General features: G+C 76.7%; 1 protein-coding gene (running past one end of the window). It reads right to left on the bottom strand.

From position 1 onward, the window contains the following. Positions 1-26,714, bottom strand: partial view of a type I polyketide synthase gene (locus XF36_RS05000; protein WP_060711076.1) — the 5' portion only. 1,648 nt of this gene lie to the left of the window's left edge; 26,714 of the gene's 28,362 nt are visible here — the first part of the coding sequence; the start codon lies at positions 26,712-26,714; the stop codon falls past the left edge of the window.

The raw sequence follows: 26,714 nt of genomic DNA, 5'->3' as shown, positions 1-26,714 counted from the left end.
GCCTCCGGGAGGTCGACCAGACCACCCCAGCGGTCCGGGTGCTCGAGCGCGGCCACCCGGCCCAGGCCCCACACCCCGGCCTGCTCCGGTCGCGCCGGTGCCTCGGTCGCGGCGACCGAGACGGCCCCGCGGGTGACCGCCCACAGTGGTGCGGGCAGCCCGGCGTCGCCGAGCGCCTGCACCAGCGTGGCGGTGGCCGTGGTGCCGGCCGGTACCACGGCGTCCGGCTCCGGGTCGGCCAGTGCCAGCAGGCTCAGCACGCCGGACACGGCGCCGACGTGCGGGCTCAGCTGCGCGGCCAGCTCGGCGCGCGGCGTACCGGCCCCGACCTCGAGCGGGACGACGCCGGTGCCGAGCGCGTCCAGCGTGGCGCGCACCCAGGCGTCGCCGGCCAGACCGGCGGGCAGCACGGCCAGCCAGGTCCCGGACGGCCGGGCCCGGGGCAGGTCGGTCAGCGGGGTCCAGGTGATGCGCTGGCGCCAGCCGTCGGTGACCGAACGTTCGCGGTGCCGGCGGCGCCATTCCCCCAGTGCGGGCAGCACCGCGGACAGCTCGCCGTGCTCGACGCCCAGCGTGCCGGCCAGCCCGGCGAGATCGCCGCGTTCGACGACGTCCCAGAAGGCCGAGTCGTCGCCGGCCGCGCCGGCCGGTGCCGCCGTGGCCGGGGCGACGGGCTCCGGCCAGAAGCGGGCGTGCTGGAAGGCGTAGGTCGGGAGCGCGACCCGTCGCGCCCCGGTACCGGCGAAGAACGCGGGCCAGTCCACGCCCGCCCCGCCCGCGGCCAGCGTCGCCAGCCCGGTGATCAGGGTGGTCTCCTCGTCGCGGTCGCGCCGCAGCAGCCCGGCGACGGTCGCGGTGTCGCCATCGGGGAGCGATTCCCGGGCCAGGGCGGCCAGCGTGCTGTCCGGGCCGAGCTCGCCGAACACGGTCACGCCGCGCCCGGCCAGGGTGGTCACCGCGTCGGCGAAGCGCACCGCGTGGCGGGCGTGGCGCACCCAGTACTCCGGGTCACCCAGCTCCCCGTCCTCGGCGATCCGGCCGGTCAGCGTGGACACCACCGGGATCGACGGCGCGTGGAAGGTCAGCGAGGCGCAGACCGCGCGGAAGTCCTCGGTGATCGGGTCCATCAGCGGCGAGTGGAACGCGTGGCTGACCGACAGTCGCCGGGTACGCCTGCCCTGCTCGCGCAGCGGCGCGACCACGGCCTCGACCTGGTCCGCGTCCCCGGACACGACGATCGAGGTGGGCCCGTTCACCGCGGCGATCGCCACCCCCGCGGTGAGCAGCGGCGTGACCTCCTCCTCGGTGGCCGAGACCGCGACCATCGCGCCGCCGGTCGGCAGCGCCTGCATCAGCCGGCCGCGCGCCGCGACCAGGGCGCACGCGTCGTCGAGCGACAGCACGCCCGCGACGTGCGCGGCGGCGATCTCACCGACCGAGTGCCCGGCCACGAACGCCGGCGTCACGCCCCACGACTCGAGCAGCCGGTAGAGCGCCACCTCGAGTGCGAACAACGCTGGCTGAGCATTGCCGGTGCGGTCGAGCGCGTCGGCGTCGGTGCCGTGGACGACCGCACGCACGTCCACGTCCGTGTGGCCGGCGAGCCGGTCGCAGACCTCGTCGAACGCGGCCGCGAACGCCGGGAGGCGCTCGTGGAGCTGCCGGCCCATCCCGAGGCGCTGCGAGCCCTGCCCGGCGAACAGGAACGCGGTCCTGCCCCGCCGCACGGCCCGGTCGTCGACGACGCCCGGTCCGCGACGGCCCTCGGCGAGTGCGGCCAGCCCGTCGAGCAGCTCGTCGTGGGTCGCGGCGACGACCGCGCCGCGGTGCTCGAAGGCGGCCCGGGTGGTGGCCGCGGAGAACGCGATGTCGGCGACGCCGTCGCCGGTGCGGGCGACGTGCTCGCGCAGCCGCTGTGCCTGTGCGCGCAGTGCCGCCGCGCTGCGGCCGGACACCGGTACCGGCACGACCGTCCGGGAGGTCCGCGGTGCCGCCGGTGCCTCGACGGCCGGTGCCTGCTCCAGGATCGCGTGGGCGTTGGTGCCGCTGGCGCCGAAGGAGGACACCGCGGCCCGGCGCGGTCGGCCGGTCTCCGGCCACGGCCGCGCCCGGGTCAGCAGCGACACCGAGCCGGCCGACCAGTCGACGTGCGAGGACGGCCGGTCCACGTGCAGGGTCGCCGGGAGGGTTCCGTGCTGCATCGCCAGCACCATCTTGATCACGCCGGCGACACCGGAGGCGGACTGGGTGTGGCCGATGTTGGACTTCACCGACCCGAGCAGCAGCGGCTCGGTCCGGTCCTGCCCGTAGGTCGCGAGCAGGGCCTGGGCCTCGATCGGGTCACCGAGCGTGGTGCCGGTGCCGTGTGCCTCCACGGCGTCGACCTCGGCCGGGGAGAGCCCCGCCACGGCGAGCCCGCGGCGGATGACGCGCTGCTGGGCGCCGCCGTTCGGCGCGGTGAGCCCGTTCGACGCCCCGTCCTGGTTGGTGGCCGAGCCGCGCAGCACCGCGAGTACCTCGTGGCCGCGCAGGCGGGCCTGCGACAGGCGCTCGACGACGAGCAGGCCGACACCCTCGGACCAGCCGGTGCCGTCGGCGGAGTCGGAGAACGCCTTGCACCGCCCGTCCGGGGACAGCGCGCCCATCTCGCCGAACTCGACGAGCCCGACGGGGGTGGACATCACCGTGACACCGCCGGCGAGGGCGATCGAGCACTCCCCCGCCCGCACCGCCTGCGCGGCCAGGTGCAGCGCCACCAGCGACGACGAGCAGGCCGTGTCCACGGTGACGGCCGGGCCCTGCAGCCCGAAGGTGTAGGACAGCCGGCCGGAGATCAGGCTGGCCGACTGTGCGGTGGCCGAGTGCCCCTCCTGGCCCGACGGCGGCCGGTAGTCACCGGTGCCGCCGCCGACGAACACGCCGGTGTCGCTGCCGCGCAGCGTGGACGGGTCGATCCCGGCCCGTTCGAACGCCTCCTGTGCGGCTTCGAGGACGATCCGCTGCTGCGGGTCCATCACCATCGCCTCGCGTGGTGAGATGCCGAAGAAGCCGGGGTCGAAGTCGGCGACGTCGTGCAGGAACCCGCCTGCGCGGGACACGCCCCGCCCGGCGGCGAGCCGGTCGAGGTCCCAGCCGCGGTCGACGGGCAGCCCGCCGACGGCGTCGGTCTCCTCGGTCAGCAGCCGCCACAGGTCCTCCGGGGAACGGACCCCGCCGGGGTAGCGGCAGCTCATCCCGACGATCACGACCGGATCGTCGGCGTCGGCCACGGTCACCGAGGTGTCGGCGACCGCGCTGCGCTGCCCGGTCAGCTCGCTGCGCAGCTGCTCCGCCAGCGCGTCCGGGGTCGGGTGGTCGAACACCAGGGTCGCCGGCAGCGTCAGCCCGGTCGCCGCGGTGAGCCGGTTGCGCAGGTCGACCGCGGTGAGCGAGTCGAACCCGAGGTCGGTGAACGGCAGGTCCGGTTCGACGGCCGCCGGGCCGTCGTGGCCCAGTACGTGGGCCGCCTCGGCCCGGACCAGGTCGAGCACCACCTCGGCGCCCTGCTCGGCGGTCAGGCCGGCCAGGCGGGCGGACAGCTCGGCGTCGCCCGCGGGGGCGGTGCTGGTGTCGGTGATCGCGCGCCGGGCCTCGGGCAGCTCGTCGAGTAGGGCCGCGATCCGCCCGGGGGCGAACGACGGCGCGAACGTCGCCCAGTCGACGTCGGCCACGGTGACCGACGTGCCCGCGGCCACCGCCGCGCCGAGCGCGGACAGTGCCCGGTCCGGGTCGAGGGTGGGCAGGCCGTTGAGCCGCAGGTGCGCGGCCATCGAGTTCTCGACCAGGCCGCTCCAGGCCGCGAAGGCCAGGGCCGTGCCGGACGCGCCGCGTGCGGCGCGGCGCTCGGCGATGGCGGTGTAGGCGGCGCCGGTCTCGGCGTCGGCGTCCTGCCCGCGCACGCCCCAGGTCGCGGCGATCGTGGTGCACAGGACGAACGCGTCCACGTCGGGCAGTGCCGCGTCCAGGGCGAGCGCCCCGTCGACGGCGCTGCGGCCAGCGGGTTCGGCGTGCACGACGGCCGTCGGGGTGTCGCCGTCGAAGGCGGGGGCGCGGTCGGCGGAGTAGTCGGCGGCGCGGGTGGCGACGACGGTCACTCCGATCTCCTCGTGCAACGTCACGGCCGCGGGGGTGTCCGGGCCGGCCGGGTCGAGCAGCAGCACGCGTTCCGCGCCGCGGGCGGCGACCCGGCGGGCGATCCGCCCGCCCAGACCGTCGGCGGGGCCGGTGACCAGCACCGTCCCGGTCGGCGTCCAGGGCCGGGTCGTGCCGTCCGCGCGGACCAGCCGGCGGGCCAGGACACGCCCGCCGCGGACCGCGATCTCGTCGCCGTGGTGGCCGGTCAGGGCCTCGGCGAGCGCCGCGGCATCCGTGGCGTCGAGGTCGGGGGTGAGGTCGAGGTCGATCATCCCGCCCCAGCGCTCGGGCGCGGTGCGGGCGGTGGTCCGGGCGGCACCCCAGCGGGCGGCCGCGTCCAGGTCGGTGGGCGCCTCGGTGTGGTCGACCGCGACGGCTCCGCGGGTGGCGCACCACAGCGGTGCGTCCACCCCGGCCCGGTCCAGGGCCGCGAGCAGCTCCGCCGGGGCGGTGTCGAGCAGCGAGAGCACGACGTCGACGTCGGTCTCCGCTCCGGTCAGGTCGCCGTCCGGGCCGACCTCGACCCGGATCGCGTCCAGGTGCTCCAGGTGATCATGGGAGCCGGTGCCGGACGGGACGAGCAGCAGCACCCGCGGTGCCTGCTCCGGCGTCGCCCGGTCGGTGATCTCGCGGTCGGTGATCTGCCGCCAGGTCGTGGCGTAGAGGAGCCCGTCGGCGGCGGTGCGCTCGCGACGGTCCCGGCGCCACGCCGAGAGCGCCGGCACCATCGCGGAGAGGGTGTCGTCGCCGACGTGCAGCGTGCCGGCCAGCGACTCCAGGTCCCCGCGTTCCACGGCGTCCCAGAACGCGGCGTCCACCGGGTCCGTGCCGGCGGCGTCTGCGGGTGCGGGCTCGGGCCAGAAGCGGGACCGCTGGAACGCGTAGGTCGGCAGGTCGACGCGGCGGGCGCCGGTGCCGTCGAACCAGCGCGCCCAGTCCACCGGCACCCCGGTGACGTGCAGCCGGGCCACCGCGGTGGTCAGGGTGGCGACCTCGTCGCGGTCACGGCGCAGTGCCGGCACGCAGACCACGTCCGGGTCGTCGATCATCGGCGCGGCCATCGCGGACAGCGGGCCGTCCGGGCCGATCTCCAGGTAGCCCGTGGCGCCGGCCGCGACGAGCCCGGCGACGGCGTCGGCGAAGCGCACCGGCTCCCGGACGTGGCGGACCCAGTAGTCGGGCCCGGCCATGTCCGCGCCGGTCGTGCCGGCCAGGGCGGTGATCACCGGCCGGGTGGGCTCCGCGAGTTCCAGACCCTGCACGACCCGGCGGAAGTCGTCGAGCATCGGGTCCATCAGCGGCGAGTGGAAGGCATGGCTCACCCGCAGGCGCGTGGTCCGGCGGTCGGCGAACCGCGCGACCACGGCCTCGACCTCGGCCTCGGTGCCGGAGACCACGACCGAGGTCGGGCCGTTCACCGCGGCGATCGCGACACCGCCGGTCAGGTGCGGGGTCACCTCGTCCTCGGAGGCACCCAGCGCCACCATCGCGCCGCCGGTGGGCAGCGCCTGCATCAGCCGGCCGCGCGCGGCGACCAGCGTGCACGCGTCGGCCAGCGAGAACACCCCGGCCACGTGCGCGGCCGCGATCTCGCCGACCGAGTGCCCGGCCAGCACGTCCGGGACGACGCCCCAGGACTCGAGCAGCCGGTGCAGCGCCACCTCGATCGCGAACAGCGCGGGCTGGGCGTAGCCGGTGTGGGTCAGCTCGCCGGGCTCCTCCCCCCAGACGACGTCGCGCAGCGGGCGGTCCAGCTCGGTGTCCAGGTGCGCGCAGACGGCGTCGAACGCGTCGGCGAACACCGGGAAGCGGGCGTACAGCTCCCGCCCCATGCCCGGGCGCTGCGAGCCCTGCCCGGTGAACAGCGCGGCCAGCCGGCCGCCCGTGGTGGCGGTGCCGCGGGCCACCTCGGTGGTGGTGTCGCCGTCGGTCAGCAGGACGGCCCGGTGCCGGAACGCGGTGCGGCCGGTCGCGAGCGACCATCCGACGTCCACCGGGGAGCCGGGGTGCCCGTCCAGGCGGGCGAGCTGGTCGTCGAGCGCGGCCCGGCCGGCGCCGGAGACGACCCACGGCACGTGCCCGACCGGTTCCGCGGCGGGGGCCTCGGCCTCGGCTTCGGCCGGGGCCTGCTCGACGATGACGTGCGCGTTGGTACCGCTGACACCGAACGCCGAGACGCCGGCCCGGCGGGGGCGGTCGCGCTCCGGCCACGGCGTCGCCTCGACGAGCAGCGAGACCGCGCCCGCGGCCCAGTCCACGTGCGACGACGGGGTCTCGGCGTGCAGGGTGCGCGGCAGCGTGGCGTGCCGCATCGCCATCACCATCTTGATCACGCCGCCGACACCGGCGGCTGCCTGGCTGTGCCCGATGTTGGACTTGAGCGCGCCGAGGCGCAGCGGCTCGGTGCGGTCGGCGCCGTAGGTGGCCATCAGGGCACCGGCCTCGATCGGGTCGCCCAGCGTGGTGCCCGTGCCGTGTGCCTCGACGGCGTCGACGTCGGCCGGGCCGAGCCCGGCGTCGGCCAGCGCGGTGCGGATCACCCGCTGCTGGGCGGGCCCGCTCGGCGCGGTCAGCCCGTTCGACGCGCCGTCCTGGTTGATCGCTCCGCCGCGGACGACCGCCCACACCGGGTGGCCGTGGCGGCGGGCGTCGGACAGGCGTTCCAGGACCAGCACGCCGGCGCCCTCGGACCAGGCGGTCCCGTCGGCGCCGTCACCGAAGGCCTTGCACCGCCCGTCCGGGGCGAGCCCGGACTGGGTGGAGAACTCGCGGAACGAGTCCGGCCCGGCCATCACCGAGACCCCGCCCGCGAACACCAGCGAGCACTCGCCGGAGCGCAGTGCCGCCGCGCCCCACTGCAGCGCGACCAGCGACGCCGAGCAGGCGGTGTCGACGGTGACCGCGGGCCCCTCGAGCCCGAGGACGTAGGACAGCCGCCCGGACAGGACGCTCGCGGTGTTGCCGGTGGCGACGTGCCCGGCGACGTCGGCGCGGGCGCGGCGCAGCATCTGCGGGTAGTCCTGCCCGTTGGTGCCGACGAACACGCCGGCGTCGGCGCCGCGCAGGCTGCGCGGGTCGATCCCGGCCCGCTCGCACGCCTCCCACGCGGTCTCCAGCAGCAGTCGCTGCTGCGGGTCCATCGCGAGCGCCTCACGCGGGGAGATGCCGAAGAAGCCGGCGTCGAAGTCGGCGACGTCGTGCAAGAACCCGCCGTGGCCGGTGTCCGAGCCGCCCGCGGCCAGGGACTCCAGGTCCCAGCCGCGGTCGGCCGGGAAGCCGGTGATGGCGTCACGACCAGCGTCGACGAGGTCCCACAGCTCCTCCGGCGAGGTGACCCCGCCGGGGTAGCGGCAGCCGATGCCGACGATCACGACCGGGTCGTCCGGGTCGTGGCCCGTCCCGGCAGAGGCGGCCCGGTGGGCCGGGACCGCCGCCGCGGGCTCGCCGAGACGCAGCTCGGAGAGCAGGTGCGCGGCGAGCGCACCGGGGGTCGGGTGGTCGAACACGACGGTCGTGGGCAGGGTCAGGCCGGTCGCGGCGCCGAGGGCGTTGCGCAGCTCGACCGTGGTCAGCGAGTCCATGCCCAGGTCGGTGAACGCCCGGTCCGCGGTGATCGCGGACGGGTCACCGTGGCCGAGTACACCGGCCACCGTGGCGGTGACCAGCTCGGCGACCACACCGGCCCGTTCCGCGTCCGGCCGCGCGGCGAGCGTGCGCACCAGGTCCGGTGCCGCCGGACCGGCCTCGACCGCGGTGGGCGCCAGCGCCCGCACCTGCGGCAGGTCGGCGACCAGGGGGGCCGGGCGGGACGCCGAGAGCACCGGGGCGAACCGGCTCCAGTCGACATCGGCGACGACGACAGTGGTGTCGCCGTGGGCCAGCGCGGTCCACAGCGCGCCCAGCGCCCGCTCGGGTGCCATCGGGTGCAGGCCCCCGCGGGCGACGCGACGCGCGACACCGTCCCCGTCGGCGACCATGCCGGTCTCGTCCCACGGGCCCCACGCCACCGAGGTGGCCGGGCGCCCTGCGGCACGCCGCACCACGGCGGCGGCGTCGAGCACGGCGTTCGCGGCGGCGTAGTTGCCCTGCCCTGCGGCGCCGATGGTGCCGGCGACCGAGGAGAACAGGACGAACGCGGCCAGGTCGTGGTCCGCGGTGAGCTCGTCGAGCACCGCGACGGCGCCCGCCTTGGCCCGCAGCACGGTCCCGAGCCGCTCGGGGGTGAGCCCGTCCAGGACGCCGTCGTCGACGACGCCCGCGGTGTGGAACACCGCGCGCAGCGGCGCGTCCGCCGGTGCCCCGGCCAGGACCTGGGCCATCGCGTCGCGGTCGGCGACGTCGGCCGCGACGAGGGTGACCCCGGCGCCGAGCGCGGTGAGCTCGGCACGCAGCGGGTCCGCGCCGGGCGCGTCCGGTCCGCGCCGGCTGACCAGCAGCAGGTGCGCGACACCGGCCCCGGCCAGCTGCCGGGCCAGCCGGGCACCGATCCCGCCGGTGCCGCCGGTGACCAGCACGGTGGAACCGGCCAGGTCGGCGAGGTCGACGCCGTCGGCAGCGCGTGTCGTGTCCGGCGCGGTGCTCAGCCGCCGGCCCAGTACCCCGGACGTACGGACGGCGATCTGGTCCTCCCCGGAGCCCGGGGTGGCCGCCAGCGCTCCGGCCAGGCGGCGCAGCACCGACGGGTCGGACGCCGACGCGTCGCCGGGCAGGTCGGCCAGGCCGCCCCAGCGGTCGGGGTGTTCCAGCGCCGCGACCCGGCCCAGGCCCCACACGGCCGCCTGCTCGGGCGAGCGCAGCGGGTCCGAGCGTCCGGTGGACACCGCGCCGCGGGTCAGCGCCCACAGCGGCGCGGTGATCCCGGCATCGCCGAGTGCCTGCAGCAGCGTGGTGGTGGCGACCAGCCCGGCCGGGACCGGCCCGGCCGCGGTGGTCACCTCGCCGGGGGTCGTCGCCAGCAGCGAGACCACGCCGGTCACCGGCGCGGCCGCCTCGGCCAGCCGCGCGGTCAGCCCAGCGGCCAGGTCGGAGCGTTCGGCGGTGGTGGTCTCGAACCGCACGGTCCGCTGCCCCAGCACGCCGGCCAGCGCGTCGGCGAGCGGCGCGGTGTCGGGGGTGCCGACCAGCAGCCAGGTCCCGTCGACGACGGCGTCGCGGGAGGACTGCAGCGGCGCCCAGGTGACGCGGTGGCGCCATCCGTCGACGGCGTTGCGTTCGGTCCGGCGACGTCGCCACGACGACAGCGCCGGGACCACCGTGCCGAGCGTCGTACCGTCGAGTTCGAGTTCGGTGGCGAGTGTGTCCAGGTCGGCGTGCTCGATCGCGGCCCAGAACTCGGCGTCCACCGGGTCGGTCGTGCCGGTGGGCGTGGCGCCGGCAGCGGTCGGCTCCGGCCAGAACCGGCGACGCCGGAAGGCGTAGGTCGGGAGGTCGACCCGGCGGGCGCCGGTGCCGGCGAAGAACGCGCCGAGCTCGGTCTGCGCGCCGTGCACGACCAGCCCGGCCAGGGCCGCGGTCAGCGCGGCCGCCTCCGGGCGGTCCCGGCGCAGGCTCGGCACCAGCGCGACGTCCGCGCCGAGGCCGTCGGCGTCGAGGGTGTCCCGGGCCATCGCGGTGAGCACCGCGTCCGGGCCCAGTTCCAGCACGGCGCCGGCTCCGGCCGCGACCAGGCCGCGGACGACGTCGGCGAACCGGACGGCGCCGCGGACGTGGTCGGCCCAGTACTGCGCCGTGGTGACCGCCTCCGCGTCGACCGGCTCCCCGGTCAGGTCGGAGACCAGCGGGATCCGCGGGGCGTGGAACCGGAGCCGGGAGGCGATCGCGGTGAACTCCGCGAGCATCGGGTCCATCAGCGGCGAGTGGAACGCGTGGCTGACGGTCAGCTCGCGGGTGCGGCGACCGCCCGCGGCCAGCTGTGCGGCGACCGCACGCGTCCCGTCGGCGTCCCCGGAGACCACGACCGCGCGCGGCCCGTTCACCGCGGCGATCGCGACGCCGTCGGTGAGCAGCGGGGTCACCTCGTCCTCGGAGGCCTCGACGGCGATCATCGTGCCGGACGGGGGAAGCGCCTCCATCAGGCGACCGCGGGCAGCGACCAGAGTGCACGCGTCGTCCAGGGACAGCACGCCCGCGACGTGCGCGGCGGCCAGCTCACCGATCGAGTGCCCGGCGACCTGGTCCGGGTGCACGCCCCAGGACTCGACCAGGCGGAACAGCGCGACCTCGATCGCGAACAGCGCGGGCTGGGTGTACCCGGTGCGGTCGAGCAGGGCGGCGTCGGGACTGCCGTCCTCGGCGAACATCACCTCGCGCAGTGGACGGTCCAGCTCGGTGTCGAATCGGGCGAGGATCTCGTCGAGCGCGTCGGCGAACGCCGGGAACGCGCGGTAGAGCTCACGTCCGGCGCCGGGCCGCTGGCTGCCCTGCCCGGTGAACACCACGGCGAGGCCGCCGCGTGCCGGGCCGGCGCCCGCGGTGTCGTTGCGGATCAGGGCCGGGTCGGGCCGGTCGTCGGCGATCGCGGACAACGCGCGGTCGAGTGCGTCCGGGTCGCTGTCGGGGCCCCCGGTCACGACCGCGGCGCGGTGGGAGAACAGCCCGCGGGAGGTGGCCAGCGAGTAGGCCAGATCGGTGGGGTGCACCCCTTCGGCGAGACGCTCCCGCAGCGCCGCAGCCTGCGCCTTCAGCGCCTCCCGCGAGCGGCCGGAGACGATCACCGGCACGCAGACCTGCGCCGGCTCGGTCACGTCCTCGGCCTCGTCGGGGGCCTGCTCGAGCACGGTGTGGGCGTTCGTGCCGCTCAGCCCGAACGAGGACACCGCGGCCCGGCGCGGACGCCCGGTCCGTGGCCAGGAGAACTCGTCCCGGGCCAGCGTGATCTCGCCGGCGCTCCAGTCCACGTGGGTGGACGGCCGGTCGACGTGCAGCGTGCGCGGCACGACGCCGTGCCGCATCGCCAGCACCGTCTTGATCACGCCGGCGATGCCGGACGCCATCTGGGTGTGGCCGATGTTGGACTTCACCGAGCCCAACAGCAGCGGGTGCTCCCGGTCCTGGCCGTAGGTGGCCAGCAGCGCCTGTGCTTCGATCGGGTCGCCGAGGGCGGTGCCGGTGCCGTGGCCCTCGACGACGTCGATCTCGGCCGGGGTCAGCCCGGCGTCGGCCAGCGCGGCACCGATCACCCGCTGCTGCGCGGGCCCGTTCGGGGCGGTCAGGCCGTTCGACGCGCCGTCGGAGTTGATCGCCGAGCCGCGGATCACGGCCAGCACCGGGTGGCCCAGCCGCCGGGCCTCGGACAGCCGCTCGACCAGCACGAGCCCGACGCCCTCGGCGAGGGTCATCCCGTCGGCGGAGTCGGAGTAGGCCTTGCAACGGCCGTCGACCGCCATCGCCCGCTGCCGGCTGAAGCCGATGAACGCGTCCGGGGTGGACATCACCGACACACCGCCGGCCAGCGCGAGGGAGCTCTCACCACTGCGCACCGAGCGGCACGCCAGGTGCAGCGCCACCAGCGACGACGAGCACGCAGTGTCCAGCGTGATCGCCGGCCCCTCCAGCCCGAGCAGGTAGGCCACCCGCCCGGACAGGATCGACGACAGCGCGCCGGTGACCATGTGGCCCTCGGACCCGCCCTCGCCGGCGCCCGCCGAGTAGTCCTGGTAGCTGGCACCGACGAAGGTGCCAGTGGTGCTGCCGCGCAGGGTCGCCGGGTCCACCCCGGCGCGCTCGAACGCCTCCCAGGCCGTCTCGAGCAGCAGCCGCTGCTGCGGGTCCATCGACAGCGCCTCGCGGGGCGAGATGCCGAAGAAGTCGGCGTCGAAGTCGGCGACGTCGTGCAGGAAGCCGCCCTGGGTGGAGTAGGTCGTCCCGGGGTGGTCGGGGTCCGGGTCGAAGATCGCCTCGGCGTCCCATCCGCGGTCCGCGGGGAACCCGGAGACCGCGTCCACACCTCCGGTGACCAGGTCCCACAGCTGCTCGGGCGAGCCGACCCCGCCCGGGTAGCGGCAGCTCATCGCGACGATCGCGACCGGCTCGTCGTCCACGGCGGCGGCCGGCACCGGGCCGGTCGGGGGCGTGGCCGTGTCGCCGGTGACCATCGAGCGCAGGAACGCCGCGAGCGCGACCGGGTTCGGGTGGTCGAACACCGTCGTGGTGGGCAGCGTCAGTCCGGTCGCGGCGGCCAGCCGGTTGCGCAGCTCGACCGCGGTCAGCGAGTCGAACCCGACGTCGCGGAACGCGGTCCGCTCGCCGAGCTCGGACGGTCCGGACAGGCCGAGCGCGGTGGCGGCCTCGGCGCGCACGATGTCGACCAGGACGCGGTCGGTGTCGGCCGGGCTGAGCCCGGCCAGCCGGGTCGCCAGTGCTCCGCCCGCGGCGGCCGCGGCGGGCTCCGGTGCGGCGGCGGGGCGGCGCATCTCGGGCAGCTCGGAGAACAGGGTGCTCTCCCGGACCGCGGTGAAGACCGGGTGGTAGCGCTCCCAGTCGATGTCGGCGACGGCGAGCACGGTGTCCCGCTCGTCGAGCGCGCGGGCCAGTCCGGCCAGCGCCGTGGCCGGGTCCATGAACACCAGGCCGCTGCGCAGGATCTGGTCGGCGTCGACCCGGCCGAGGTCGCGGTCGTCGGCCCAGATCCCCCAGGAGATCGCGGTCGCGGGCACCCCGCGGGCACGGCGCTGCTCGGCGAGCGCGGCCAGGTAGGCGTTGCCGGCCACGTAGGCGGCGTGCGCCCCGCTGCCCCACATCCCGGCGGTCGAGGAGAACAGCACGAACGCGTCGAGCTGGTCGTCGTCGAGCAGCTCGTCGAGGTGCCGGGCACCGTCGACCTTGGCCCGCAGCACGTCGGCGACCTGCTCCGGGCCGGTCTCGTCGATCGTGGCCAGAGTGATCGAGACCGCGGTGTGCAGCACCGTGCGCACGGTGCGGCCCTCGGCGCGCAGGCCCTCCAGCAGTCCCGCGACCGAGTCGCGGTCGCCGAGGTCGCAGGCGACCATCTCGGCCTCGGTGCCCAGCTCGGCCAGCTCGGCGAGCAGCTGCGCGGCGCCCGGGGCGTCCGGGCCGCGGCGGCTGGTCAGCACCAGGTGCTCGGCGCCGCGGCGGGCCAGCCAGCGGGCGATGTGCGGGGCCAGGGTGCCGGTGCCGCCGGTGAGCAGGGTGGTGCCGCGCGGGGTCCAGCCGGGGCCGCCGGCCGCGTCGCCGGGGGCGGCCCGCACGACGCGGCGGGCGAACACACCGGAGTCGCGGAGCGCGAGCTGGTCCTCGCCGGTGTACCCGGCCAGTACGCCGGCCAGGCGGGCTGCGGCCCGCTCGTCGAGCTCGGCGGGGAGGTCGACGGTGCCGCCGACCCGCTCCGGGTGCTCCAGCGCCGCGGTCCACACGACGCCCTGCACGAGCGCCTGCAGCGGAGCGGTGACCGGGTCGGCGCGTCCGGTGCTCGCCGCACCCGTGGTCACGCACCACAGCGGCGCGGTGACGCCCGCGTCCCCGAGAGCCTGGATCAGCGCCACGGTGAGCGCGACGCCGCGGGTCAGCGACGGCTGCTCGTCCGCCGTCCCCTCGGCCAGCGGCCGCTCGTCGGCGGCGAGCAGGGAGAGCACCCCGGCGACCGGGCCGCTGCCCAGACGGGCGGCGATCTCGGCCCGGTCGGTGCCGGTGGGGTCGAGCTCCACGTACCGGACCTCGGCACCGTGCTCGCGCAGCGTCCGCACCACGGCGCCGTCGGCCCCGGTGCTCCCGGTGTCCCCGGTGCCGACGAGCAGCCAGGTGCCCTCCAGCGTCCCCGGCGCGGTGTTCGGCAGCGGCTTCCACACCGTGCGGTAACGCCAGGCGTCGAGGGTGTCGCGCTCGCGGTGCCGGCGACGCCAGTCGGCGAGTGTGGGCAGCACCGCGGCCAGCGAGACACCGTCGGTCCCGGCGTCGAGGTCCAGGTCGGAGCTCAGGGTGTCGAGGTCCTGGGCGTCGACGGCGTCCCAGAACGCGACCTCGGCCGCGTCGGACTCACGCAGCGTCGCCACCGGCTCGGCGATCGCCCACAGGTGCTCGCGGCGGAACGGGTAGGTGGGCAGTGCGACGCGGCGCCCACCCTCGACGGCGGGGGCCCAGTCGACGTCGACGCCACGCACCCAGGCCTGGGCCAGTGCGGTCAGGACGCGGTCCGGGCCGCCCTCGTCGCGGCGCAGGGTGCCCGACACCAGTGCCGGGCCGCCCAGGTCCGCGCCGAGCTCCTCGACGGTCTCGGAGATGCCGATCGTCAGCACCGGGTGCGGGCTGATCTCCAGGAACCTCCGGTGGCCCTGCTCGAGCAGGGCGCGCACGGCCGGGGCGAACCGCACCTCGCGGCGCAGGTTCTCGTACCAGTAGCCGGCGTCCATCGTCGTGGTGTCGAGCCAGTCACCGGTCACCGTGGACAGGAACGGCACGCTCGAGGCCACCGGGGTGATCGGGGCGAGGGCGGCGCGCACCGGCTCCTCGACGGCCTCGACGTAGGCCGAGTGCGATGCGTAGTCCACCGCGATCCGGCGGGCCCGCACCTCGCGCGCCTGCAGCTGCTCGCCGAGCGCGGTCACCGCGTCCGGCTCGCCGCAGACCACGACCGAGCGCGGCCCGTTGACCGCGGCCACCGACAGCTCGCCCGGGTGCTCCGCCAGCAGGGCCCTGACCTCGTCGGCGGGCAGCGCGACCGACATCATCGCGCCGGCCCCGGACAGGTGCTCGGCGATCGCGCGGCTGCGCAGCGCAACCACCCGGGCACCGTCGTCGAGCGACAGCGCACCGGACACGACCGCGGCGGCGATCTCGCCCTGCGAGTGCCCCAGCACCGCGTCCGGGGTGACGCCGTGGGCGGCCCACACCGCCGCCAGCGACACCATCACCGCGAACGACGCGGGCTGCACCACGTCGACGCGCTCCAGCGTCGGTGTCCCCTCGGCGCCGGTCAGCACGTCCCGCAGCACCCAGTCGACGTGCGGGGACAGCGCGGCCGCGCACTCGTCGAGGCGGGCGGCGAACACCGGCGACGCGGCCGCCAGCTCGGCGCCCATCCCCGCCCACTGCGCGCCCTGCCCGGGGAACACGAACACGGTCCGGCCGTCGACGTCGGCGGTGCCGGTGACGATCCCGGCGGCGGGCTCCCCCGCGGCCAGTGCACGGGCCCGCTCGGCGGGCTCGTCCGTGCCGGTGCCCACGACGACGGCCCGGTCGACCATCTGCGCGCGGGTGGTGGCCAGCGAGAACGCCACATCGGCCGGGGCTGGGGCGTCGGCGGCGCCCAGCAGGGAGGCGATCGCAGCGGCGCGATCGCGCAGCGGCTCCGCGCCGCGGGCGGAGATCAGGAACGGCAGGGCTGCGGGTGTCGCCGGCGCCGGCGCATCCGGCTCCAGGGCGTCGGCGGACGCGTCCTGGGCGTCCACCGTGACCTGCTCGGCGCGGGCGGGGACCCGGTCGCCCTCCTCCAGGATCACGTGCGCGTTGGTGCCGCTGATCCCGAACGACGACACCCCGGCCCGGCGGCTGCCCTCGGGCCACTCGGTGGGCTCGTCGACGAGCGCGACCCCGCCCGGCGACCAGTCGATCTGTGCCGACGGCTCGCCGGCGTGCAGCGTCGGCGGCAGCAGGCCGTACCGCATGGCCAGCACCATCTTGATGACGCCGGCGACACCGGCGGCGGACTGGGTGTGCCCGATGTTGGACTTGACCGACCCGAGCAGCAGCGGGCGCTGCGGGTCGCGGTCGAGGCCGTAGGTGGCCATCAGGGCCTGGGCCTCGATCGGGTCGCCGAGCGGTGTCCCGGTGCCGTGCGCCTCCAGCGCGGTCACCTCGCCCGGCTCCACCCCAGCGTTGGCCAGCGCCTGCCGGATGACCCGCTGCTGGGACGGCCCGTTCGGCGCGGTCAGCCCGTTCGAGGCGCCGTCCTGGTTCACCGCCGACCCCCGCACCACGGCGAGCACCTCGTGCCCGTTGGCGCGCGCGTCGGACAGCTTCTCCACGAGCAGCACCGCGACGCCCTCGCCCAGGCTCATCCCGTCCGCGCCGGAGCCGAAGGCCTTGCACCGCCCGTCGGCGGCCAGTGCGCGCTGGCGGCTGAACGCCACGAACGGCGCCGGGGTGGCCATCACGGTCGCGCCGCCGACCAGGGCGAGCGTGCTCTCCCCGCTGCGCAGCGACTGGCAGGCCAGGTGCAGTGCCACCATCGACGACGAGCACGCCGTGTCGACGGTGACCGCGGGGCCCTCCAGCCCGAACAGGTAGGACAGCCGCCCGGACAGCACGCTGGGGATGGTCCCGGTGACCATGTGCCCCTCGGAGGCGCCGTTGCCGGCCGCGGCGCCGGCGCCGTAGTCCTGGAAGCTGGATCCGACGAACGTGCCGGTGCGGGAGCCGCGCAGGGTCGCCGGGTCGATCCCGGCCCGCTCGAACGCCTCCCAGCCGGTCTGCAGCAGCAGCCGCTGCTGCGGGTCCATCGACAGCGCCTCGCGTGGGGAGATGCCGAAGAAGGCGGGGTCGAACTCGGCGGCGTCGTGCAGGAACCCGCCGCGGGTGGTGTAGGTGCGCCCGGGCCGGTCCGGGTCCGGGTCGTGCAGGCCGTCGGCGTCCCAGCCGCGGTCGGTCGGGAACTCGCCGGTGGCGTCGACGCCACCGGAGATCAGGTCCCAGAACTGCTCGGGTGTGGCGACGCCGCCGGGGAACCGCAGGCCCATCCCGATGATCGCGATCGGCTCGTCGTCGACCGCGGTCGTGGCCGCGACCGGGCCACCCGCGTCGGTGAGCCCGAGCAGCTGCTCGCGCAGGTGCTCGGCCAGTGCGGACGGGCTCGAGTGGTCGAAGGCCAGGGTGGCCGGCAGCGCCAGCCCGGTCAGCCCGACCAGGCGCTTGCGCAGCTCCACCGCGGTCAGCGAGTCGAGTCCCGCGTCCCGGAACGAGCGGGTCGCCGCCACGGCGTCGGCGGTGCCGTGTCCGAGCACCGCGGCGGCCTCGGCGCGGACCAGGTCGAGCAGCAGGCGCTGCTGGGCGGCCCCGTCGAGGTCGCGCAGGCGACGGGCGAGCTCCCCGCCCGCGGCGTCGTCGGGCGCCCGGTCCAGGGCGGCGACGTCGTCGATCGGGTCGAACAGTGCCGAGGCGCGGGCGGCTGTGAACACCGGGGCGTAGCGCTGCCAGTCGACGTCGGCGACGGTGACGCAGGTGTCGTCCTGGACCAGGGCGCGGCGCAGCTCGGTGACGGCCGGGGCGGGCGGCAGAGCGCGCAGCCCGGCGCGGGCCAGGTCGGCGGCGACCGCGTCGTCGGTGGCCATGCCGGCGTCGGCCCACGGGCCCCACGCGACCGACGTCGCGACCAGACCGCGGGCACGACGTTCCTCCGCGAGCGCGTCCAGGGCGGCGTTGCCGGCGGCGTAGGCGGCCTGGCCGCGGCTGCCCCAGACCCCCGCGATCGAGGAGAACAGCACGAACAGGTCCAGCTCGCGGTCGCCGAGCAGGTTGTCGAGCACGCGCGCGCCGGTGACCTTGGCCGCGTAGACCCGATCGAACTCGGCCGGGCCGGTGTCCTCCAGCGTGGACGCCTGACCGATGCCGGCGACGTGCACGACACCGGTCAGGGGGTGTTCGGCCGGGACCGCGGCGAGCAGGTCCGCGACGGCGTCGGCGTCGGTGACGTCGCAGGCCGCGACGTGCACGCTCGCGCCGAGTCCTTCCAGCTCGGCCGCCAGGTCCGCGGCGCCGGGAGCGTCCGGTCCGCGACGCCCGGTGAGCACCAGGTGCCGGGCGCCGGAACGGGCCAGCAGCCGGGCGACCTCGCCGCCCAGCGCTCCGGTGCCACCGGTGACGAGCACGCTGCCGGACACGGTGAACGCGGTCTCCGGCGGCAGCGCGTCGACCGGGTGCCGGTACAGCCGGCGTCCCCAGGCGGTGCCGGCCCGCAGCGCGACCTGGTCCTCACCCGCCGGGCCGGTGAGCACGGCGGCCAGCCGGTCGAGTGCGTTCGGGTGGGGCTCGGCGGGCAGGTCGACGAGCCCGCCCCAGAGCCGGGGGTGCTCCAGCGCGGCGACCCGGCCCAGACCCCAGACGGCGGCCTGGTCGGTGTGCGGCGCGGGATCGGCGGGATCGGCGGGCCCGGTGCGCACGGCGCCCGCTGTCAGCGTCCAGAGCGGTGTCGCGGACTCGATCGCGGCCAGTGCCTGCACCAGCGCGCCGGTCAGGGCGAGCCCCAGCGGGACCTGCGGGCGGTGTGCCGCGGGGCGCTCGGCGAGCGGGAGCAGGGAGACGATCCCGGTCAGCTCGGCGGGGCGGGCCGACAGCCGGGCCGCCGTCTCGGCGGAGTCGGTGCAGGCGGCGTCGAGGACGAGGTCGGCGACCTCGGCCCCGGCGGCGCGCAGCGCGTCGGCGACCTCGGTCGCGCGGGCCTGTCCCGCCGGGTCGTCGGCGCGGACCAGCAGCCACGTCCCGTCCAGGCGGGCGCCGGCGGTGACGCGGCGGGAGGTCCATCCGGTCCGGTAGCGCCACCGGTCCAGGCGCGCCTTCTCGTGGCGGCCCTGGCGCCACGACGACAGGGCGGGCAGCAACGCGGACAACGCGGCGTGCCGGTCGTCGGTGAGTCCGAGCAGGGCCGCGACCTCGGTGTCGTCCTGGCGTTCGACGGCTCCCCACAGCGCCTGGTCGGCGCTGCCGTCGCCGTCGGTGGCGGCGCCCGCGGCGGGGACGTCCGGCCAGAAGTGCTCGTGCTGGAACGCGTAGGTGGGCAGGTCCACCCGGCGGGCGGGTCCGGCGGCGCCGCCCGGGGTGGCGGGCAGGTCCACCCCGTGCACCCACAGGTGCCCCAGCGCCGCGACGACAGTGCGCGTCTCCGGCTGGTCCGGGCGCAGTACCGGGGCGGCCGCGATCCGGTCCGGTGCCGCGGACTCGACCAGCGCGCACAGCACGCCGTCCGGACCGAGCTCCAGGGCGGTAGTGACGCCGTCGTCGGCGAGGGCGGCCGCGGCGTCGGCGAAGCGCACGGTCGCGCGGACGTGCTCGACCCAGTAGCCGGGGTCGGTGAGGTCGGCGCCCCGGGCGACGGTCGAGACGACCGGGATCCGCGGTGCGGCGAAGCTCAGTCCCTCCACGACGGTGCGGAACTCGTCGAGCATCGGCGCCATCAGCGGCGAGTGGAACGCGTGCGAGGTCCGCAGCCGCTTCGTGCGGCGGTCGGCGAACCGGGCCACCACGGCCTCGACCTCAGCCTCGGCCCCCGACACCACGACCGACGACGGCCCGTTCACCGCCGCGATCGCGACCCCGTCGATCAGGTGCGGGACGACCTCGTCCTCCGACGCCGCGACCGCGACCATCGCGCCACCGGCGGGGAGGGCCTGCATCAGCCGCGCCCGCGCCGACACCAGCGCGCAGGCGTCCGGCAGGGACAGGATCCCGGCCACGTGGGCGGCCGCGATCTCCCCGATCGAGTGCCCGGCCAGGCGGTCCGGGACGATCCCCCACGACTCGACCAGCCGGTAGAGGGCGACCTCCAGCGCGAACAGGCCGGGCTGGGCGTGACCGGTGCGGGTCAGGGCGTCGGCGTCGTCGCCGAGCGCGGCGTCGAGCACCTCGGCGGGCAGGTGCGCGGCCACCGCGTCGAACGCCGCCGCGTAGGCCTGGAACCGCGCGTACAGCTCGCGGCCCATCCCGGGGCGTTGGGAGCCCTGGCCGGCGAACAGGAACGCGGTGCGTCCGCCGGTGGGGGTGCCCTCGACCAGACCCGTCGCCGCGGCGCCGGTGGCGAGCGCGTCCAGCGCCCGGCGCAGCCCGTCGTGGTCCTCGGCGGCCACGGCGGCGCGGTGCTCGAAGGCGGTGCGGGTGCCCAGTAGCGACGCCGCGACGTCACCGAGGTCGGTGTCGGGGTGCGCGTCGAGGTGGCGGGACAGCCGCGCCGCCTGGTCGCGCAGGGCCGCCGGGGTGCGCCCGGAGACCACGATCGGCAGCGGGGCGGCCGGCAGCGCGGTGTCCGGCAGCGCGGTGCCCGGCAGCGCGGTGCCCGGCGCGGGGAGCTGCGCGGGCTCGGGAGCCTCCAGGATCAGGTGGGCGTTGGTCCCGCTGATCCCGAACGACGACACACCCGCACGACGCGCACGCCCGTCGATGTCCCACGGCAGCGGCTCGGTGAGCAGCTCCACCTCACCCGCGTCCCAATCCACGTGCGACGACGGCGTCGACGCGTGCAACGTCGCCGGCAACACCCCGTGCCGCATCGCCTCCACCATCTTGATCACACCGGCCACCCCGGCCGCAGCCTGGGTGTGGCCGATGTTCGACTTCACCGAGCCCAGGTAGAGCGGGGTCTCCCGGTCCTGCCCGTAGGCGGCCAGCAGGGCCTGGGCCTCGATCGGGTCGCCCAGGGTGGTGCCGGTGCCGTGCGCCTCGACGACGTCGACGTCGGCGGTGCCGAGGCCCGCACCGGCCAGCGCGGCCCGGATGACGCGCTGCTGCGAGGGCCCGTTCGGCGCGGTCAGACCGTTGGAGGCGCCGTCGGAGTTGACCGCGGAGCCGCGCAGCACGGCTAGGATCTGGTGGCCGTTGCGCAGTGCGTCGGACCGGCGCTCCAGCACCAGCATGCCGACGCCCTCGGACCAGCCGACACCGTCGGCGTCGTCGGAGAACGCCCGGCACCGCCCGTCCGGGGACAGGCCGCGCTGGCGGGAGAACTCCAGGATCGCGGCCGGGGTGGACATCACGGTGACGCCGCCGGCCAGGGCCAGCGAGCACTCACCGGAGCGCAGCGCCTGCGCGGCCCAGTGCATCGCCACCAGCGACGACGAGCACGCGGTGTCGATCGTGACGGCCGGGCCCTCGAGCCCGAGCGCGTAGGCGACCCGGCCGGACGCGACACTGGGCGCGGTGCCGCTGCCCTGCAGCCCCTCGAAGTCGCCGCGGGCCAGGATCGATCCGTAGTCGTTGTACATCAGCCCGGCGAACACGCCGGTCGCGCTGCCGCGCAGGGTCCGCGGGTCGATCCCGGCCCGCTCGAACGCCTCCCACGACGACTCCAGCAGCAGCCGCTGCTGGGCGTCGGTGGCCAGCGCCTCGCGGGGGCTCATCCCGAAGAACCCGGGGTCGAACTCGGGCGCGGAGTGCAGGAAACCGCCGCCACTGGCGTAGGTGGTGCCGCGACGGTCCGGGTCCGGGTCATGCAGCGTCTCCAGGTCCCAGCCGCGGTCGGTCGGGAACCCGGAGATCGCGTCGCCGCCGTCGGTGACCAGGCGCCACAGGTCCTCCGGCGAGGACACGCCTCCCGGGTAGCGGCACGCCATGCCGACGATCACGACGGGGTCGTCGCCGGTGGCGAGCACCGGCGTCACCGGCCGGGCGGGGCCGTCCCCGCCGACGGTGGCGGAGATCAGGTGCCCGGCCAGCGCGGACGTGGTCGGGTAGTCGAAGACCAGCGTCGTGGGCAGCCGCAACCCGGTCGTCGAGGCGATCCGGTTGCGCAGCTCGACCGCGGTGAGCGAGTCGAAGCCGAGGTCGGTGAACGCCCGGTCCGGGTCGATCTCGGCGCCGGAACCGTGCCCCAGCACGGCGGCGACCTCGTCGCGGACCAGGGCGAGCACGGCGGCGTCGCGGTCGGCGGCGTCCAGGCCCCGCCAGAGACCGGCCACGCCGGACCCGGGGCCTGCGGTGTCCGCGGCGGCGGTGCGGCGGGCGGGCCCACGCACCAGACCGCGCAGGAACGCCGGGACCTCGCCGCGGGCGCGCAGCACCGCCAGGTCGAGCCGCACGGGGACGACCGTGGCGCGGTCGGCCGCCAGCGCGGCGTCGAAGAGCTCGCGACCCTGCTCCGGCTCCAGCGCGGGGGTTCCGGCGCGGGCCAGGCGTGCCAGGTCGGCGTCGGTGAGCTCGCCGGTCATGCCGCCCGTGGCCGACCACGGGCCCCAGGCCAGCGACGTCGCCGGCAGACCCGCGGCGCGACGGCGCGCGGCGAGCGAGTCCAGGGCCGCGTTCGCCGCGGCGTAGTTCCCCTGCCCGGCCGCACCGGCGGTGCCGGCGACCGAGGAGAACAGCACGAACGCCGTGAGGTCCCCGGCCAGCTCGTGCAGGTTCTGGGCGGCGTCGACCTTGGGCGCCAGCACGGTCTCGAACGCGGCCGGGGTGAGGGAGGTGATGGTCGCGTCGTCGAGGACCCCGGCGGAGTGCACGACGGCGGTGACCGGGTGCTCTGCCAGCAGCGCGGCCAGCTGGTCGCGGTCGGCGGCGTCGCAGGCCACGACGGCGACCTCGGCCCCGGCCTCGGTCAGCTCGGCGGCCAGCTCGGCGGCACCGGGGGCCTCCGGCCCGCGGCGTCCGGCCAGCACCAGCGACCGGACACCGTGTCCGGCGACCAGGTGGCGGGCGATGACCGCACCGAGTCCCCCGGTCCCGCCGGTGATCAGCACGGTGGAGTCGGCGTCGAACGGGGCGGGCGTGCCGGCGGCCCCGGGCGGGAGCAGGCGGGTCAGGCGGGGCGCGACCGCGTCCTCGCCGCGCAGCGCGAGCTCCGGCTCGTCGGCGGTGCCCAGCGCGGCGACGACGGTGGCGGGCGACGGCGTGTCCGCGGCGGAGCCGTCGGGGCCGAGGTCGAGTACGGCGACCCGGCCCGGTTGTTCGGCCTGGGCGGTCCGGGCGAGGCCGACGACGGAGGCGTGCACCGGGTCGAGGTCGGCACCGCGGGTCAGCAGCACCAGCCGGGACCCGGCGAACCGCTCGTCGGCGAGCCAGCGCTGCAGCAGGTCCAGCGCCCACGCGGTGACGGCCCGCACGGCACCGGGCACGTCGCCCTCGACCGCCGGGACCGGGGCGGCGACGACCTCGGGGACCCCGGCGTCGGCGAGCTCGGCCAGCGAGTCGTACAGCGGAGCCGGGGCGAAGGTGGAGCCGAGCAGCCCGGCCGGGTCGAGCAGGGCGAACGAGGCGGGTGCCTCGCCGAGCCGGACCGGGGTCGGCTCGACCGCGAACAGCGGCGTCCGGCCGGCGGTGTCGCCGGCGACGCCGCCGGCCGGCAGGGGGCGCAGTGCCAGCGACGCGACGGTGGCGACCGGGTCGCCGGCCGGGTCGCTCACGACCAGCGAGACCGTGTCGGTCCCGGCACCGGTGATCCGTACCCGGACCGCGGACGCGCCGCCGGCGTGCAGCCGGGCGCCCTCCCAGGAGAACGGCAGCGACGTACCGGTGTCCTCGCCGCTCCCGGCGATGGCGAGTGCGTGCAGGGCGGCGTCGAGCAGGGCCGGGTGCACCCCGAAGCCCTCGGTACCTGCCGACTGCGGCAGGGCGACCTCGGCGAACACCTCGTCGTCGCGGCGCCACGCCGCACGCAGCCCCTGGAAGGTGGTCCCGTACTCCAGGCCGGCGGCGGCCAGGCTGTCGTAGGCGCCGGTCACGTCGAGGGCCTCGGCGCCGGCGGGCGGCCACTCGGGGCCGGTGGTCGCGGGCGCGGTGTCCGCGGCGGGGCCGCCGCGGCCGAGCACACCGGTGGCGTGCCGGGTCCACGGCTCGTCGTCGGCGTCGTCGGGGCGGGAGTAGACGGTGACCACGCGCCGCCCGGAGGCGTCCGGGCTGCCCAGCCACACCTGCACGCCGACGCCACCGCTCTCGGGCAGCACGAGCGGCGCGGCCAGGGTGAGCTCCTCGACGTGGTCGGCGCCGACCTCGTCGCCGGCCCGGATGGCCAGCTCCAGGAACGCGGTGCCGGGCAGCAGCACGCGGCCGTGCACGGCGTGGTCGGCCAGCCACGGCTGGGCGGCGATCGAGAGCCTGCCGGTGAGCAGGACCCCGTCGGAGTCGGCGAGCGCGACGGCGGCGGCCAGCAGCGGGTGGTGCGCGGCACCGAGCCCGGCGGCGCGCACGTCCCCGCCGGCCGCGGCCGGCCCCTTCGGCCAGAACCGGCGACGCCGGAACGCGTAGGTGGGCAGGTCGACGCGGTGTGCGCCGGTGCCGTCGACCAGCGTGTTCCGGTCGACGGCGACCCCGCGCACGTGCAGCCCGGCCATCGCCTCGGTCAGCGTGGCGGCCTCGTCCCGGTCGGCACGCAGCACCGGCAGCGTCGCTGCGTCCTCGGCTCCGGCCGCGTCCAGGCAGCTGCGGGCGGCGCCGCACAGGGTGGCGTCCGGTCCCAGCTCCAGCAGGTCGGTGACGCCGAGCGTGCGGGCCGTGGCGACGGCGTCGGCGAAGCGGACGGTGCCGCGGGCGTGGGCGGCCCAGTACTCGGCCGAGCCGAGCTCCTCGGCGGTCGCCGGCCGCCCAGTCAGGGTGGACACGATCGGCAGCGTCGGGGCGCACGCGTCGAGCCCGGCGACGACTGCACGGAACTCGGCGAGCATCGGCTCCATCAGCGGCGAGTGGAACGCGTGGCTCACCCGCAGCCGCCGGGTCCGGCGGTCGGCGAAGTGCTCGACCACGTCGTGGACCTCGGCCTCCGTCCCGGAGACGACCACCGACGACGGCCCGTTCACCGCCGCCAGCGACACCCCGTCGGTCAGGTGCGGAGCGACCTCCTCCTCGGACGCGGCGATCGCGACCATCGCGCCACCGGCCGGCAGCGAGCGCATCAGGCGTCCGCGGGCGGTGACCAGCGCGCACGCGTCGGGCAGCGAGAACACCCCGGCCACGTGTGCGGCCGCGATCTCGCCGATCGAGTGCCCGATCAGCTGGGTGGGCCGGACCCCGTAGGAGGAGACGAGCCGGTGGAGCGCCACCTCCAGCGCGAACAGCGCGGGCTGCGCCACCCCGGTGTCGTTCAGCGCGTCGGCGTCGGTGCCCCACACGATCTCGCGCACCGACGGGTCCAGGTGCTCGCACACCGCGTCGAACGCCTCGGCGAACACCGGGAAGCGCCGGTACAGCTCCCGGCCCATCCCGAGCCGCTGCGAGCCCTGGCCGGCGAACAGGAACGCCGTCGACGGACGCCGGCGGCTGGTGCCGCGGACCGCCCCGGGCGCGATGGTGCCCTCCGCGAGTGCCCGCAGCCCGGCGCGGGTCTGCTCGGCGTCGTCGGCGGGGAGCACGGCCCGGTGCTCCAGCGACGCCCGGCCGGTGGCCAGCGAGAACGCGACGTCGCGCAGGTCCGGGGCGTCCGCGGCGTCGAGCCGGTCGAGCAGGCGCTCCGCCTGCGCGGACAGCGCCTCGGCGGTACGTCCGGAGAGCAGCAGCGGGGCCGGACCGGCCCCGTCGGCGTCGTGGGCCGGCACGACGACGGGGGCATCCGGGGTGTCCGGGGCCTGCTCCAGGATCGTGTGCGCGTTCGTGCCGCTGATCCCGAACGACGAGACGGCGGCGCGCCGCGGCGCACCGGTCGCGGGCCAGGGCATCGACTCGGTGAGCAGCCGGACCTGTCCGGAGTCCCAGTCCACCTTCGTCGACGGGGTGTCGACGTGCAGCGTCGCCGGCAGGACGCCGTTCCGGATCGCCTCCACCATCTTGATCACGCCGGCGACACCGGCCGCGGCCTGGGTGTGGCTGATGTTGGACTTCACCGAGCCCAGCCAGAGCGGCCGCTCGCGGCGCTGCCCGTAGGTGGCCAGCAGTGCCTGGGCCTCCACCGGGTCGCCGAGTGTGGTGCCGGTCCCGTGCGCCTCGACCACGTCGACCTGGTCGGCGGACAGCCCGGAGCGGGTCAGCGCCTCGGAGATCACCCGCTGCTGCGAGGGCCCGTTGGGGGCGGTCAGCCCGTTCGACGCGCCGTCCTGGTTGACCGCCGACCCGCGGACGACGGCGAGCACCTCGTGTCCGTTGCGCTGGGCGTCGGACAGCCGTTCGAGGACCAGTACGCCGACGCCCTCGGCCCAGCCGGTGCCGGCCGCGGAGTCGGCGAAGGAGCGGCAGCGCCCGTCGGTGGCCAGCCCGCCCTGCCGGGCGAACTCCAGGAACGTCGCCGGGGTGGACATCACGGTGATGCCACCGGCCAGCGCCATCGAGCACTCGCCGGCGCGCAGGGCGTGGGCGGCCAGGTGCAGCGACACCAGCGACGAGGAGCAGGCGGTGTCGACCGTGACCGCCGGTCCGACGGTGCCGAAGGAGTAGGCCAGGCGCCCGGACACCACCGAGCTGCTGCTCCCGGTGAGCACGAAGCCCTCGACGCCGTCGTCGGGCCCGACCCGGTAGTCCTGGGCCATCGCGCCGATGAACATGCCGGTCCGGCTGCCCCGCACCGACGCCGGGTCCACCCCGGCCCGCTCGAACGCCTCCCACGCGACCTCCAGCAGGATCCGCTGCTGCGGGTCCATCGCCAGGGCCTCGCGCGGGGAGATGCCGAAGAAGTCCGCGTCGAACTCGGCGGCGTCGTGCAGGAACCCGCCCGAGGTCGCGGCGGCGGCCAGCTCGCCGTCGAGGTCCCAGCCCCGGTCGGTGGGCAGGCCGGAGATCCCGTCGGAGCCGGTGGCCACCATCTGCCACAGGTCGTCCGGGCCGGCCACCCCACCGGGGTAGCGGCAGCTCATGCCGACGATCGCGATCGGCTCGCGGGACGCCTCCTCCAGCTCCTGCACACGCTGACGCGTGCGCTGCAGGTCCGCGCTGGCGCGCTTGAGGTAGTCCCGGAGCTTCTGCTCGTTGTCCAT

This window comes from Pseudonocardia sp. HH130629-09, from assembly GCF_001294645.1.
GTDB lineage: Bacteria > Actinomycetota > Actinomycetes > Mycobacteriales > Pseudonocardiaceae > Pseudonocardia.
Note: the sequence above shows the minus strand (reverse complement) of the source record. Positions and strands in the feature narration are given on the sequence as shown.